The sequence below is a fragment of the Candidatus Polarisedimenticolaceae bacterium genome, from assembly GCA_036376135.1.
Lineage (GTDB): Bacteria > Acidobacteriota > Polarisedimenticolia > Polarisedimenticolales > DASRJG01 > DASVAW01.
Window position 1 is genome coordinate 48,355 of sequence record DASVAW010000107.1, and the last position, 14,891, is coordinate 63,245.

A 14,891-nucleotide genomic window follows, 5' to 3' on the forward strand; every position below is an offset into this window, starting at 1 on the left:
AGACCGTAGCACAGCTACAATCTCCGGTCTTCCTGGAGGACCCATGAAGAAAGGCTCGGCCGATCTTCTCGCCGCAGGGTTCGGGATCACCGTCGCGATGTGGGCCGTCGCCTACGTCGGACGGCTGCCCGTCGTCGAAGCGCCGAGCTTCCTGATCGGGCTCGCCGCCCTCGCCGCGCCGGTCGCGGGGGGGTGGATCGCCGGCACCCGCGGCACGCGCGGGTGGAAGGGCGGGGCGGCCTCCGGCGCGATCGCGGGGCTGCTGAACCTCCTGGTGATCGGGAGCCTGATCTCCGGCGACACGCCGAATGCGATCCACCCGGGAGCGGCGGTGTGGGCACCGCTTTCGATCGCGGCGATGGCGCTCCTCGGGGCGCTCGGGGCGGCGGCCGGCGCGAAGCGCTTCGACCCGGCCCGTCCGGCGCCTCCCTGGACCGCGTGGTTCGCACGCGTCGCGACCGCCGCGACCTTCCTGCTGCTCGTCGCGGGCGGGGTCGTGACCTCGAACCAGGCGGGGCTCGCCGTCGTCGATTGGCCGAACAGCTTCGGCTACAACATGTTCCTGTACCCGGTCACCCGGATGACCGGAGGCATCTACTACGAGCACGCCCACCGCCTGCTCGGCTCCCTCGTCGGGCTCACGACGCTCGTCCTGGCGATCCACCTCCTGCGCACCGAGTCGCGGGCCTGGGTGAAGCGCGTCGCGATCGCGGCGTTCGCGCTCGTCGTGCTCCAGGGGATCCTCGGCGGGCTGCGGGTGACGGGGAAGTTCACCCTGTCCGACGACCCTGCGTTCACGGAGCCGAACATCTACCTCGCGGTGGCGCACGGGATCCTGGGGCAGGTCTTCTTCGCCGTCATGGCGACCCTCGCGGCGATCGTCTCCCCGACCTGGACCTCCCCGCGCGCGGCGGCGCCGCATCGGGCGGCGTCCACCGACCGGGGGCTCGGCGCCACCCTGGTCGCGCTCCTCGTCGTCCAGCTCGCCCTCGGCGCGTTGCAGCGCCACCTGGCGTGGGGGCTCTGGATCCACCTGACGTTGGCCTTCGCGGTCGCAGGGCTCGCCGTCGCCGTCGGCGTGCGCGCGTGGGGGATCCACCCCGACAAACCCGAGCTCGCCCGCGCGGGGAAGATCCTCATGGGGGTCACGGCGCTGCAGTTCGGACTCGGCTTCGGAGCGTTCGTGGTGACGGGCGGGCTGACGGGGAGCGCGATCTCCGGCGCCTGGAACGTCGTGGTGCGCACCGCGCATCACGGGACGGGGGCGATCCTTCTCGCCGCGGCCGTCGTGTGCGTGGCGTGGGGGCGGCGCCTGGTGGCGCTCCCGCTTCAGCGCCCCTTCGACACCGCCTCGGCCAGCGAGGGGCTCTCGAGCGCCCGGTAGACCGCCGCGAGGTGCTCGCGCGCCTTTGCATCGGCGGGCTTCGCCTTGAGGTAACGGTCGAGGAGCGGAATCGCGAGCAGCTCCTGCTTCGCGCCGATCACCTTCTGGGCGAGGCTCGAGGCCGCCGCCGAGCCCGGCCCCTGCGCCGCCACCGTCGCGAACTCCGACGCGAGCGTCAGCATCGCGGGGGGCGCCGACGCGGTGGGGGTGGCGAGCTCCTGGAACAGCTCCTTCGAGGAGGCCGGGTCGTGCCCGTACGCGGCGACCGCGGCGGCGAAGCGGTCGGATTCCTGTTTCCCCGCGGAGAAGGCGGCCTCGTAGGCCGAGCGGGCCTTGGGGTAGTCGCGGAGGATCAGCGCGGCCGTGGCGCGCATCTTGAGGATGCGCAGGTCGCGCGGGGCGACGGAGACCGCCCGGTCGAGCGCCGCGAGGGCCTCGTTCTTCCTGCCCAGGCGCGCGAGGCTCAGCCCGAGGTCGGCCCGGATCGCCCCCTCCTGGGGGAAGGCGTCGGCGACGATCGTGAGGAGCTGCACGCCCCCGGCCGGGTCGCCGCGCCGGGTCCGCTCGGCGCCGAACCGGGAGAGCTCCGACGCGAGCCCGGGCTCTCGCGGGAGCTTCGCGATCGCGTCGCGCAACGCCGCGGCCGCACGGTCGAGGCGCGCCCCGTCGGTGAGCAGGAACAGCTGCATCGACCGGAGGTCCTTGCGCGCCGGGGCGCGCTTGATTCCTTCGGCGAGGTTGAGCAGCGCCTCCTCGTAATACGTCGCCTCGTACCCCGGGGTGATCTTGCCCGCCTCGAGCGTCTCGCGCGTGATCTTCACCTTGCCGGAGGCGAGATCGCTCGGCGTTCCCGACAACTCGACGAGCTTCTCGACGCGACGGCCCCGGGCGGCGAGCGCCTTCGCCGCCGCGAGCCGGACCTCGACGTCGTCGGGGTGCGCGAGGACCGCCGCGCGACCCTTCACGACCGCCTCGTCGAGCTTGCCGGACTCCAGGAGCGCCTCGATCGCGGCGGGATCGGAGGCCGCCCCGGCCGTGAGGAGGAGCAGGACCGCGAAGGTCATTCGTTCTCCCGGGGAGGGGCCTTGGCCACCACGATCTCGAGGGTCAGCGGGGCGCCGTCGCGGCCGACGGCGATCTCGACGGGGTTCCCGACCCCCGACTGGGAGACGAGGCGATAGAGCTCGCCGGGACCGGCCACGGGCTCGCCGTCGATCTCGTAGATCACGTCCCCGAGCTCGAGGCCTCCCGCCTCCGCGGGTCCCCCGGGAACGAGGTCGGAGACCATGATCCCGGCCTCTTCGCGCGCGCCGAAGTGGACGCGCAGGGAAGGGGGAAGGTCGATCGTCCGGACGCCGATCCACCCGCGGACGAGCTTCAGCGGGCCGCCTTCCGCCGGGCGCTCTCCGAGTCGGACGTCGATCTGCCGTTCGGCGCCGCGGCGAACGACGCGAAGCCCGATCCACGAGTTCGGCGGGAGCTTCCGGATCCGCTCGATCAGCTCCGCCGGCGAGTTCACGTTCACGCCGTCGATCCCGACGATCACGTCGCGCCCGCGCAGCCCCGCCTTTTCCGCGGGGGAGTCCTCGACGATCTGCGACACGAACACGCCGGAGGTCTCGGTCGCCGCGTCTTCGACGGGGGCGAGGGAGGCGCCGAGCCACCCCTGAGGGGAGTCGCCCGGGGCCGCCCACGCGGCCGAGCACAGGAGGAGGGTCAGCACGATTCGCAGCATGCCGGGAGTCTACGGCCCCTGCTTGGCCCGGGCCAGCGGCGTGTACAATCGGACGTCGCACGGGAGGGTTCCAGACCATGAGGCTCGGATCGGGAGTGCTCGCGATCGCCCTGCTCGCCCTCGGCGCGGACGCGGCGCAGGCCGGCGTCTTCGGCAAGCGATCCGGGATCCTCGACGAGTTCAACGTGGACGTCTATCGCGGAGCCGAGACGGCGCGCGTCGCCGGCGGGCTCACCTTCGGGGACGTCTTCGACACCGGCTTCTGGTGGTTCTACGGCGGCCGCGCGGCATGGACGCAGTACCTCGACGATGCGCCGAAGGTCACCGGGTGGGCGCTCGGCGGCACGATCGGGGTCGGCTGCCGGCCGGACCGGACCGTCTCACCGGTCGCCGGGTTGAACCTCGAGAAGCCGTTCGGCACCGACGACCGCATCTCCTACCAGACGCAGGTCTACGCGGGGGCGCGGATCCGGCTCGGCTCGGCCCCGGAGCACTTCGCCTTCACGTTCGCGATCTATCGAGCGGCGATCCAGGGGAGCTCCGGTTTCGGCGACAAGTCCGACACCGGTCTCGCGATCCTCTACTCCGCGTCGCGGCTCGCGTCGCGCTGAGGCGCGATCAGCAACGCCGCGCGGACCGTCCGCCCGTCATCGGTGATCGCCTCGGCGTGGGCGCTCCCGGTGCCGGCCGGGACGCGGAGGACGACCTCGAGCCGTTTCGAGGGGGCCTTCGGAACCACGCGGACCGGCTCGGCTCCCACGAAGCCGACCTTCAACTCGCGCATCGGGCGCGAGGCGTCGACCGCGAGTGTCACCTCGGTCCCCGCGGCGGCGCGGTCCGGCGTGGCGTGCAGGTGCAGCCCCTTCGACGCCCCGTGACCGAAGGCGGGGGTGACGGCGAGCGCGACGAGCAGCAAGCCTCGCTTCATCGCACGAGGTAGAACCAGTTCTTCCCGTCGCCGAGCACGGGATCGGAGGCCGCCGTCGCCGGCTGCTCGTCGGCCAGGGTCGACGGGTTCGTCGTGAACGCGGCGTTCTCCGCCCGCGTCACGGTGTAGGGGGCGCGCCCGCCGCTCCACGTGAGCGACACCGACCCGTTCCCGGGGTCCTTGCCGACCGAAAGCGTGATCGGGGACCAGTTCGGCGCCGCACGGACGCGAACCGTCGCCGTCTCGTACGGCTGCAGCGGCACGAGGAACCCGTCGCCGTCCATCGCCAGGGGCGCGCCGGCGTCCTCGTCCTGCTCGACCCGCTCCGGGACGGACCAGGTGAACGCCTCCGAGGCGAAGCGGGCGGTTGAGGCGACGCCGGTCAGCTCGGTCATGCGGAACACGATCCCGGGGCCCGTTTCCGCATTCTTCATCGTGTACACGAGGACCCCCGGCGCGTCGACGCCCGCGAAGCTCGCGGCGGCGTCGGGGAGATTCCCCGGCCGTCGGCGCAGGAACCGCGACAGGACGGGGTTGAGCGCCTCGAACCCGAATCGGCTCGCCGCGGCCGGGTCGAACGACGGCGCCGTGGCGCGGATGTGATGGGTGAACTTCAGGATCGGGTCGGTTCCGGGCTCGATCGTGTAGGGACCGATCGAACCGCCCTCGAACTCGTATTCGTCCGCCTTGTCCTTCATCCGCGTGAGGACGAGGGCGGTTCCCGTCGCCCACGTCGGCGGCGGCAGCGTCGAGAAACGCTCGAAGCTGTGCGCGTCCGATGCGTCGACGGCGTAGAGGACCCCCTTCTGCGCGTCGTGGAAGGCGAGGGTGTGCTCGACGTTGTGCCAGTCGAACACCGAGGTGCGCGGGAAGCCGTCGGCGACGGGGTTCAGGAACCGGGTCGTCGTCTCGCTGCGGATCTGGAAGTTCTTGACGTCGAAGGGAAGCGAGACCGTGTACGCGCGCACGCCGGTCGCGTTGGGGACGTAAGGCATCTGCGCCTGATCCAGGGTGTTCTCGATCTCGACGCGGTCCTCGCCGCGCCGGAGGCGGTAGACCGACCGCACGTGCGGCGTGCCGGTACGCGTCACCTGGATCGAGGCGACGAGCGGGCCCGACTCGAGGACCACGGCCGACGCCGAACCCGGGACGACCGCGACGGGCGCCTGCGCCGCGTCCATCTGCTGCTTCGTCGCCGCCGCGAGCTCGTTGAAGTCGAAGGTCGACGCGCCGTCGACGAGCTCTCTCGCGCGAACCTTGTCGTAGAGGCTCGTCAGGGACCCGTCCGTCCCGTCGACCACGACCCGGTAGAAGTCGTTCTCGAGGGTCGTCGCCGTCACCGAGAGGACCCCCGTCGGGCTCGCCGTCGGGGAGCCCGGCACCAGGTCGTGGACGCGGTATCCGAACGCCGGCACGCCCGTCGCGGCGAAGGTGATGCTCTGCGCGGCGGCGTCCCGCTGGAAGGGGATCTCGGTCCCCGTGCCCCGCTCGACGACGCGGAAGGTCGTCGCGTAGACCTCCGGCGGCAGCACCTGGCGCACGAACCCGTCGCGCGGCCGCCCGAGGGGATTCACCGCGACGACGGCGTCTCCCGCGACCGGCAGGTCGGCGAGCGCCCGGTCGAGCCCCTGCTCGACCAGCGCGTCGGCGGTCCCCTTGGCGTCCTGCGCGTACTGGAGGTGCTGGACGTTGTTCGCGTCCATCTCCTGAGGGGTGAAGTACCCCGGCCAGCCCCCCGCACCCGAGTGCTCGTCGACCTGCAGCATCATCCGGTAGGCGAAGTCGATCGACGCCGCGGGAACCGCCCCGCCGTCGATCGTCGAACCCGCCGCGATCAGCGCCTCGGCCGCGCGCGCGTCCCGGTGCGACTCGCGCACCATCGCCTCCGTGTGCGGCGCGTTCGCGTGCGAGCCCGACCACGCCGCGCCGAAATCCCCCGAGAACGACGGGAACGCCGCGGCGCCGTGCGTGGCGAGCATGTGGTCGAGGAACTCCTCGGCGGTCGCGAGCCGGAACTTCGGGTTGTCGTAGGTCGCGTTCCACTGGTCGACGAGGTTTCGCGCGTGGAATCCCTGGTAGTGGTTGTCGAAGGCGCGCATGAGGAGCAGGTCGGCCCAGGGGTATCCGGCCTCCTCCTGCTCGGGGAGCTTCTTCCCCATCTTCTTGTACATGACGCCGAGGTTGTCGAAGAACGAGAACCCGTAGTCGAAGGCCTCGGCGTACGAGTCGAACGTGATCCACGAGAGAACCGAGCTCCCGTCGGGTCCCGTCCACCAGAACGGCCGGTCGCCGTGATCGGGCTGGGTGATCCTCCCGCCGAAGGGGGTGTTCATCCCGCCGACGAAGAAGTCGATCCCGGAGCGCTTCAGGATCTCGGGAACCGCGAAGCTCGTTCCCGGAACGTCGTCGGTGATCCAGGTCCGAAGCGGGATCCCGTGCGTGCGCGCGAATCGCGAGGCCCAGTAGACGTTGCGCGTGAGCTCCTCGTGCCCCGCGGTCGTCGTGTGCAGGCTGGCGTATCCGGCGGTGAGGACGATCCTCCCGGCCCGCAGCGCGTCGACCATGCGTTGCCGTTCGACGTCGGTCGAGACCTCCCACCAGCGGTCGAGGTCCCATCCCGCCTCGATCGTCCAGCGGTAGTCCGCGTCGGCGTCGAGGTTGTCGAGCACCTGGTCGAGGTGCGTCTTCTGGAACGCCGCCACGACGTCCGGCGGATCGGTGAAGCCGATGTCGAGGTGGCTGAGCTCCATGAGCCAGATCGTCCGGATCGACGAGGCGCACCCTTCCGAGCCGTCCCCCCACACGTCGAGGTCGTCCACCCACGTCTCGATCCCGCGCGGGCCGTCGGCGGTGAGCTCGTAACGGTGGACGCGATCGAGGGTGTCGTTCGCGTCGAGGAAGTCGAGATTCCACGTCGCGGGCTCGGCGGTGGCGCTCGTCCCCCAGACACGCACGCGCACGCGCGGGTGTCCGGTGCCGTCGGGCTCGATCGCGAAGCGGACCCACCGCTTCTGGTTCACCGGGATCGTTCCCGAGCCGGTCGCGGCGACCTGGGCGAAGACCCCCGCGGTCGTCCTCCACAACGAGACCACGCCGTTGCCGTCGATGCGCATGCGGTAGCGGCGCGCGACCGGCGCGCGCTGCTCGAGATCGAGGTCGAACAGGTACCCCGCGCCCAGCTCGGCGCGGTGCTCGAAGGCGATCGAGAAGGCGGTGGCCGGCGTGGGCTGGACGTAGTGCCGGGCCCAGTGCCGCGTCTGGTTGTTCCCGCCGGGGCCGATCCCGTCCGCGTAGAAGGCCTTGTCGACCCCGTCCACCACCTGCGTCCAGGGGGCCGGGTTCCCGAGATACCCGTTCTGCTGCTCCCAGTCGGCGTCGAGGGTCCCGTTGAAGTTCTCGGTGAAGAGCGTTCCGCTCCCCGGGGTGTAGGCGAGGGCGGGAGCCCCGCATGCCGCGAGAGCCGTGACCAGGACGAACGCGCGCATTGCGGGACGATACGTCGATCGACGCCTAGAGCCAACCCTTCCGCTTGAAGAACAGGTAGGGGAGGACCGCCGACATCACCATCAGCCCTAGGGCGAAGGGGTAGCCGTGGACCCACTCGAGCTCCGGCATGACCTTGAAGTTCATGCCGTAGATGCTCGCGACGAGCGTCGGGGGCAGGAAGACGACCGCGGCGACCGAGAAGATCTTGATGATCGCGTTCTGCTCGATGTTGATCATGCCGAGCGTCGCGTCGAGCAGGAAGACGACCTTGTTCGCCTCGAACGAGGCGTGTTCGGAGAGCCACGCGAGGTCGGACTGGATCTCCTTCAGGCGGTTCTTGAGCTCCTTGCGGCCGTTGAGATCGATCGTCTGGATCGAGAACCGCAGGATCCGGCTGAGGGACAGCAGGCTCTCGCGCGCGGTCGAGGCGAGATCGTCGTTGCGGCCGAGCGAGCGCAACGCCCCCCGGAGGTCGAGCTGGCTCGGGCCGATCCGCTGCGGGTCCTCGTGGAAGATCTTCTGGGACAGGTGGTCGAGGTCGAGCGCCACCTTCTCGAGGATGTCCGCGATCCGGTCGATGAAGCTCTCGACGAGCCCGAGAAACGCGTCCTCGGGGGTCGCACAGGCCCCCGGCTGCTTGACGAGGCGCTGGGCGAACGTCGAAAGCGGCCTGGGATCGACGTAACGCAGCGTGAGCAGCGTCTTGCGCGTGAGGATGAACGTGATCACGTCGCTCGAGGGGTTCGGCGCGTCGGCGTGCGTGATCACGGTCGCCGTCATGTACGTGGCGTCCCCGTCGACGTAGAGCCGGCTCGACGGCTCGATCTCCAGCATGTCCTCGCGCGACGGCAGCTCCACGAAGAGCTGCCTGTCGACCTGGCGTCGCTCCTCGTCGGTGGGAGCGTGGAGGTCGATCCACACCGCCCCGTCGGGGAGGAGCTGGCCGGGCTGGACCTCGAGGCGGTCCACCGCCGCGGCACGCGGGACGTACGCGTGGATCATCTAGATGAGGGCGGCGACCGAGGCGGCGACGACGCCGGCGAGGGTGCGGCTCAGCGGGTCGTTCCAGACGAAGCGGGCACGTTCCACGACGAATCGCATGGGGTCCTCCGGATGGTCGGCGAGCCGGATTCTACCGCGACCGGAGCCGCTCGAGGGCACGGCGGACGTTCTCGTCGGAAGGATTGAGCTCGAGCGCCCGTTCGAACGCCTTGCGCGCCCCCGCAACGTCGCCACGCGACAGCGCCAGCAGCCCCGCCTGGACCTCGATTTCGGCGTCCTCGAGCCGGAGGGCCCGGGCCGAGGAGAGCAGCACCTCGGCGCGCGCGGGTTCCTTCCGCTCCCGGAGCATCGAGAGGGCGTTGACGTACGTGTCGGCGTCGCGCGGGGCGATCGCCAGCGCCTTCCCATACGCCGCCATCGCTTCGTCCACCGTGCCGGTCTTGGAGAGCGCGTTTCCGAGATGGAACCAGGCGAGCGCGTTCCCGGGATTCGCCTCGGTCGCGCGGCGGAACACCTTCCCCGCGCCGGCGTCGTCCCCCCGGCGTGCGCGCGCCTGGCCGAGCACGAGCAGCGCCGGGACGTTCCCCGGATTGCGCGCGAGCAGTCGCTGCGCCGCCGCGGCGGCCTTCGCGGGGTCGCCGACCTGCAGTTCCCGCCTTCCCTCGTCGAGGTCGGACAGCCACGCGACTCCGTCCTTGGGGTCGATCGACTCGGTTCCCGACGGTCCCGCCGAGCCGCCGACGTACCCGAGCGCCTCGAGCCTTCGCCTCCGCTCCGCCGCGTCGGGGGCGTCGGACTCGGGGACCGGCGTGTCGTCGCCGACGCGTTTGCCGAGTCGCGCGGCCAGTCGGCTCGCCTCGTCCGTGCGGTCCCCGCTGCGGTCCTTCAGCTCCCGAGGATCGCGCGCGAGGTCGTACAGCTCCGGCCGCGGGGCCTCGATGTATTTGTTCCCCCCGACGACGAGCGCGCGCAGCGGCGACCAGCCGTACGCGAACGCGGGGAAGAAGGTCTCCATCTCGTACGCCGGCGGCGCCGCGGGTTTCCCGCCGCGCATCCGCGCGACGAGCGAGACGCCGTCCGTGTCCCGCGGCGCGGGGAGCCCGGCCAGCGCGAGCACGGTCGGTGCGAGATCGACGAGACCGACGGGCGTCGCCGCGGACGACGGATCGCGCAGTCCGCCCACGCCGTGTCCCGCGACGATCAGCGGGACGCGCTGCGTCGCCTGGTAGACGAAGACGCCGTGCGTCGGCTCGCCGTGCTCGCCGAGGCTCTCGCCGTGATCTCCCGCGGCGACGACGAGCAGGTGGCTCGCGCTCTTCGCGCGCGCGGCGGCGAGCAGCCGTCCGATCTCCGCATCCATGAAGGCGACCTCGGCGTCGTACGGCCGATCGGGGAATCGACTCTCGTACGGCTCGGGGGCCAGGTAAGGCTGGTGCGGGTCGAAGTAGTGGACCCAGAGGAAGAAGGGCTTCTCGCCGGAGCCGATCCACGCGACCGCGGCGTCGGTCACGGCGCTCGCGGGGCGCTCCTTCCAGTCGTAGGCGGCGCGCGGCCCCCGCCGCACGCCGTCGTCGTAGACCTCGAAGCCGCGATCGAGCCCTCCCGAGCGATCGAGGACCGCCGAGGCGACGAACGCCGCCGTGCGCCGCCCGTGTTTCGAGAAGGTCTCCGCCAGCGTGGGAATCCCGTCCTTCAGCTTGAATCCGGCGTTGTCGCGCACCCCGTGCCGCCGCGGCGCGAGCCCGGTGAGGATCGTCGCGTGGCTCGGGAGGGTCAGCGGGGCGGGACTCAACGCCTGCTCGAACTTCACCCCCGATTTCGCCAGGGCGTCGAGGTTCGGGGTCGAGGCGAACGTCGCGCCGTAACAACCGAGGTGGTCCGCGCGGGTCGTGTCGAGGGTGATCAGCAGGACGCTCGGGGGCGGGGGCGGGGGAGCGGCCGCGGGGGTGGCGGCGAGGGACAGGGTGAGCGCGGCGGCGAGCATGGGCGTCGATTGTAGACGCCAGGGGTCCCACTCCCCGCACCCTCCCTGCGTCTCGCGGCCTGCGGGCGGTCGGGGCTCCACGCCGGTGCTACCGTTTCCGGGTGCTGACGCCCCTCTTGTTGTTCCTGGCGTCGTCGCTTCCACCCGGGCAGATCCACGCCGCGGTGGGCGCCGAGGCCGACCCGAAGCAGACCTACGCCCTCTACCTTCCGTCGTATTACGACCCCGCGAAGGCGTGGCCGATCCTCTACGGCCTCGACGCCGGAGCGCGCGGGAAACTCGTCGTCGAGACCTACCGCGACGCCGCCGAGAAACACGGGTGGATCGTCGCCGCGTCGAACGTCTCGAGGAACGGACCGTGGACGGTCATCCGCGAAGCGACCGAGGCGATGGTCGCCGACACACGCGCCCATCTCAACGTCGATCCGAAACGCGTCTACTTCACCGGATTCTCGGGAGGGGCTCGCGCCTCGTTCGACTACGCGTCGCGCCACCCCGGGACGGTCGCCGGGATCGTGGCGGCCGGGATGGGGCTCCCCGACGACCGCGACGCCTGGAGCACCAAGGTCCCGGTCTTCTTCGTCGCGGGGGACGAGGACTTCAACTACCGGCCGGCGCGCGACGCCGCCGAGGCGCTGGTCTCGGCGGGCGGGATCTCCCGTTTCCGGGTCTTCGCGGGGGTCCACGCGTGGTTCCCGCCGATCGTCGCGATGCAGGCGATCGAGTGGCACGAGGCGCTCGCGATGCGGTCGGGGGTCGCGCCGAAGGACCCGAAGAAGATCGAGACGTTGTGGGCGACCGCGCTCGGTCGCGCGAAGGAGGCCGAGAAGCTCGACGACGTGCGCGAGGCGCAGGCGGCGTACGCCGCGGCGGCGCAGGCGTTCTTCGGGCTCCGCGACACCGCGGAGGCGACGGCCGCGGCCCGGCGCCTCGAGCGGTCGCAGGCGTTCCGCACCCGCCGGACGTTCGAGCGGGAAATCGACCGCCGGGAGGACCGCTTCGTCGCGGAGCTCCGTCGCCAGTTCGGGGCGAAGGCGCCGTGGAGCGCCGATCGCGAGGTGCGGGCGAAGCGGATCGCCGCGATCGGAGTCCCGGAGCTCCTGCGCACCTGGCGCGAGAAGCGCGGGACCCCCGAGGCGGAGTCGGCGGCGCGCCTGCTCACGGTGGCGCAGAGCAGCGCCAGGGCGCAGGGGACGCAGGCCCTCCTCGACGGGGACGCCAAGCGGGCGATCGTGATCCTCGAGCTCGCGGTGGCGATCGCCCCGCAGGACGCGCTCGCGCAATACAACCTCGCCTGCGCGTGGGCGTCGCTCGGGAAGGTCGACGAGGGGATCCGCGCGCTGCGCGCGTCGGCCGAGGCGGGGTTCGCCGACGCCGCCATGGCGGAGACCGACGCCGACCTCGCGCCGCTGCGCGGCACGCCGGAGTTCGCCGGTTTGCTCGACCGCATGCGCGCGAACCGCTGAACCGGCGGTATATTCCCGCGGTCGGTCCCCGGGGGAGCTCGATGCGACGGATGGCGGCGATCGTACTCTTGGCGGGACCCGCCATGGCGGCGGAGCCCGAGATCGCCTGGGAGAGCGGACTGGCGCGGGCCCAGCAGGCGGCGCGGGCCGCGCACAAGCCGATCCTCGTCGACGTCTGGGCGACGTGGTGCGCCCCCTGCAAGCTCATGGACAAGACGACGTACCGCGACGAGGAGGTGCTCTCCATCCTCCCGGCGTTCGTCCCCGTGAAGCTCGACGCCGACGCCAACGAGGCGTTCCTCGAGCGATTCCGCGTCGAGGCGTTCCCGACCGTCCTCGTCCTCGACGAGGACGGGCGCGAGATCGGCCGGCGGCGCGGGTACGTCTCGGCGAAGGATCTCGGCGCGCTCATGCGCGACGCGGCCGGGGGGTATTCGTCCTATCGAGGTGCCCGCACCCGCAAGGACGACGCCGTCGCGATGCACACGGTGGGCATCTATCTCGCGCGCGTGGGCAATCCGGAGGCCGTCGGCTGGCTCAAGAAGGCGGCGAACAAGGCGAACGATCCCGCGCTCAAGCAGGCCGTGCAGGAGACGCTCGACGGTTTCGTGAGCTCGGCGACGGCGGCTCAGCGCCCGTAGCGATAACCCATCCCCGCGTAGAAGTAGCGGCCCCGCAGCGGTCCCCAGTCGTGGTCGATGGCCGGGTTCCCGAGGTCCGTCTGGATGTAGTCCGTGACGTTGTCGACGCCGACGTAGGCGTCGATCCCCTTCGGGAACGTCCGGCCGATCCGGACGTTCATCGTCCAGAACGACGGGGTGGGGATCAGCCACGGCTGGGTTTCGGAATACAACGCGTCGGGCTGGAGGTTGTCGCGGTCGAAATACTGGACGACCATCGCGCCCTGGTGCTGGAACGAGGCGGAGATCGTGGTGGCCCGGTCGGGCTTGACGTCGATCGTCGCGGCGGCCGTCCGGCACGCCAGGTACGGGATCCGCTGGGTGGTGAGCGTGTAGCTCACGGGGCTGCCGAAATCGGCGACGACCGGGACGGCGTCGGCGTCGCTGGTGTTGTCGGGGTTGAGCCAGGAGATCGAGCCGCGTACGCCGATCCACGGCCGAATCTGCCAGCGCCCTTCGAGGCTCAGGGCGTCGAAACGGGCCTGGGGCACGCTCATGTTCTGGTAGGTCGGTCCGTAACCGTAGGTGAGCGACACCGCCTTGAGGACGTAGTCGTCGAATTCGGTACGGAAATACGATCCCGAGACCTTCACGTCCGGGCCGGGCTGCCAGGTCGCCTCCACCCCTGCGGCGAAGGAGTCCTCCATGCCGATGCCGCGATTCCCGCGGTACTTCCGGCCGCAGCAGACCTCGGAGTAGGTCTGCCCGGGGACGCGAAATCCGGAGCCCGCCGAGGTGCGCAGCGTCCAGGCCGGAACGGGCTTCCACGTGATCGCCAGTCGTGGGAGCGTCTTCGAGCCTCCGGGGAGGGGATAGGCGAGCCAGGCGGCTCGCGTCTCCGTGTCCTCGTACTCGACGTCGACGAATCGCAGCCCCGCTTCGATCTCGAGGCCGTCGCGCGGGGTCCACAGAGTCTCGGCCCACACGCCGGTCTCGGTCGAGTTTTCGGTGAACTCCGCGGAGAACCACGCCTCGGGCGGAAGGCCGAGCGCGAAGGCGTTGTACCGGACGTCCACGACATCGGCTTCGTGCGCCGACCATGCCACGCCGGCGCGCAGCGCCCAGGAGAAGCCGAACGAGCGGGACCACGACCCCTGCGCGAGCCCGGTCGTGTCGGCGATCTTGTAGGTCTGGATCATCGGCTGGTTCGCCGTGAGCTCCTCGAAGATGTCCTCGTCGCGATCGGCGAAGAGGCCGCCGATCTTCACGCGGGAACCGTCCCCGAAACCGATCTCGTAGCCGACGTCGGCCTGGGTGCGTGCAAGGTCGACGTCCTGCCGGTTGTAGCGGAGGTCCGTTTCCCCGGAGATCACGTAGGTGGCGAAGTCGAAGGCGCCGCGGCCTTCCTCCTGCGACTCGTCGTAACCGGAGAGCCCCGCGCGCAGCGTCTGATCGCTCCCGATCCGCCACTCGCCGCGGGCATCCCAGGTCTTCCGGTCGAACGAGCCGAGCTCGTTCGTCCCGTCGCCGTTGGCGTCGATCGTGTCCGAGGTCGCCCAGGAGGCGACGACCGCGCCGCGCAGCTTCTCGCCGCCGCCGCTGACGTCCACGCGGGCGCCGCCCCAGCCGTAGGAGCCGGCGTCGGCGGAGGTGAACAGCTGCAAGCCCGGTTTGGCCTCGCGTCGCTCGAGCTTGATCGATCCCCCGACGGCGCTCCCCTCGAGCTCCGCGGAGTACGGCCCCCGCTTCACCGCGATCCTGTCGACGACGGTGGGCGGGGCGACGGAGAGGAGGTAGACCTGCGCGAGTCCCTTCGGGACCGGAAGGTCGTCGCACACGATCGGCACGTGGTCGTTGCCGAGCCCGCCGAGCGAAAGGTCGGCGTTGTTGCAGTTCGTGCAGACCGTCTGGATCGCGACTCCGGAGGCCTCGAGTTGATCTTCCGTGCGCTCGGGAGTCGGAGCTTCCGCGACGACCGTCCCGCCCAGGAGCAGGACGGCCGCCGCGAGGATGATTCGCCTCACTGCAGACACGCGTCGGCAGCGCCGACGAGCCGGTTGAGCCGGTCGCGGATCGTGGTCTCGGAGTAACCCGCGCCCGAATAGACGACTCGAAGGCCGGAGTCCAGGACGACGTTCGTCGGGACGGCGCCGAACTTGTTGTACTTCGGCCAAGCGACCCGGGCATTGGACGTGAGGGTATCGGCCCAGCAGGGGAAAGTGTGGTCTGGATTCGTGCCGGAGCGGTCGCTCCAGTTTCTGCACTCCGCGTTACTCGGGCGTCCCT

12 protein-coding genes are annotated in these 14,891 nt (G+C 71.1%); 4 read left to right on the forward strand and 8 right to left on the reverse strand.

Translation table 11 applies throughout. The annotated features are described in order from the left end of the window. Window positions 1-43 precede the first annotated feature (43 nt). Entirely contained in the window at window positions 44-1,384 is a 1,341-nt protein-coding gene (locus tag VF139_11015) for a COX15/CtaA family protein (GenBank protein HEX6851922.1), read from the forward strand. Here VF139_11015 and VF139_11020 read toward each other — a convergent pair. Together VF139_11020 and VF139_11025 are read right to left on the reverse strand one after the other, a co-directional pair. Next, the gene (locus tag VF139_11020; protein ID HEX6851923.1) at window positions 1,330-2,448 is read right to left on the reverse strand and encodes a hypothetical protein; all 1,119 of its coding nucleotides are present in this window, start codon (window positions 2,446-2,448) and stop codon (window positions 1,330-1,332) included. The two genes, VF139_11015 and VF139_11020, sit on opposite strands and share 55 nt — an antisense overlap. Beyond that, window positions 2,445-3,119, reverse strand: a complete 675-nt coding sequence (locus tag VF139_11025; protein HEX6851924.1) for a PDZ domain-containing protein — start codon at window positions 3,117-3,119, stop codon at window positions 2,445-2,447. The genes VF139_11020 and VF139_11025 overlap by 4 nt, the downstream gene beginning before the upstream one ends. Window positions 3,120-3,196: 77 nt before the next feature. On the opposite strand from VF139_11025, the gene VF139_11030 reads away from it, so the two are divergent. After that, complete coding sequence (locus VF139_11030) at window positions 3,197-3,730, forward strand: hypothetical protein (GenBank protein HEX6851925.1); 534 nt, start codon at window positions 3,197-3,199, stop codon at window positions 3,728-3,730. Here VF139_11030 and VF139_11035 read toward each other — a convergent pair. From VF139_11035 to VF139_11050, 4 genes are all read right to left on the reverse strand, one after another. Then, window positions 3,700-4,047 carry a hypothetical protein gene (locus tag VF139_11035; GenBank protein ID HEX6851926.1) on the reverse strand — a complete coding sequence of 116 codons (348 nt, stop codon included), beginning with the start codon at window positions 4,045-4,047 and terminating at the stop codon, window positions 3,700-3,702. The two genes, VF139_11030 and VF139_11035, sit on opposite strands and share 31 nt — an antisense overlap. Continuing rightward, window positions 4,044-7,532, reverse strand: coding sequence for a glycoside hydrolase family 38 C-terminal domain-containing protein (locus VF139_11040; GenBank protein ID HEX6851927.1), 3,489 nt, complete (start codon window positions 7,530-7,532; stop codon window positions 4,044-4,046). Before VF139_11040 ends, VF139_11035 begins: the two co-directional genes overlap by 4 nt. A 25-nt stretch (window positions 7,533-7,557) precedes the next feature. Further along, the gene (locus VF139_11045; GenBank protein HEX6851928.1) at window positions 7,558-8,535 is read right to left on the reverse strand and encodes a magnesium transporter CorA family protein; all 978 of its coding nucleotides are present in this window, start codon (window positions 8,533-8,535) and stop codon (window positions 7,558-7,560) included. Between the two features lie 130 nt (window positions 8,536-8,665). Further along, a complete protein-coding gene (locus VF139_11050) occupies window positions 8,666-10,519 on the reverse strand; it encodes a sulfatase-like hydrolase/transferase (protein HEX6851929.1) in 1,854 nt (617 codons plus the stop codon). Between the two features lie 101 nt (window positions 10,520-10,620). Between VF139_11050 and VF139_11055 the strand changes: the two genes are divergently transcribed. Then, complete coding sequence (locus VF139_11055; protein HEX6851930.1) at window positions 10,621-11,985, forward strand: dienelactone hydrolase family protein; 1,365 nt, start codon at window positions 10,621-10,623, stop codon at window positions 11,983-11,985. A 41-nt stretch (window positions 11,986-12,026) separates the two neighbouring features. Next, window positions 12,027-12,626 carry a thioredoxin family protein gene (locus VF139_11060; protein HEX6851931.1) on the forward strand — a complete coding sequence of 200 codons (600 nt, stop codon included), beginning with the start codon at window positions 12,027-12,029 and terminating at the stop codon, window positions 12,624-12,626. Here the strand turns inward: VF139_11060 and VF139_11065 are convergent. Continuing rightward, window positions 12,614-14,629, reverse strand: coding sequence for a TonB-dependent receptor (locus VF139_11065; protein HEX6851932.1), 2,016 nt, complete (start codon window positions 14,627-14,629; stop codon window positions 12,614-12,616). The two genes, VF139_11060 and VF139_11065, sit on opposite strands and share 13 nt — an antisense overlap. After that, the coding region (locus VF139_11070) for a hypothetical protein (GenBank protein ID HEX6851933.1) at window positions 14,626-14,891 on the reverse strand (266 nt) is incomplete at its 5' end. The genes VF139_11065 and VF139_11070, both read right to left, overlap by 4 nt.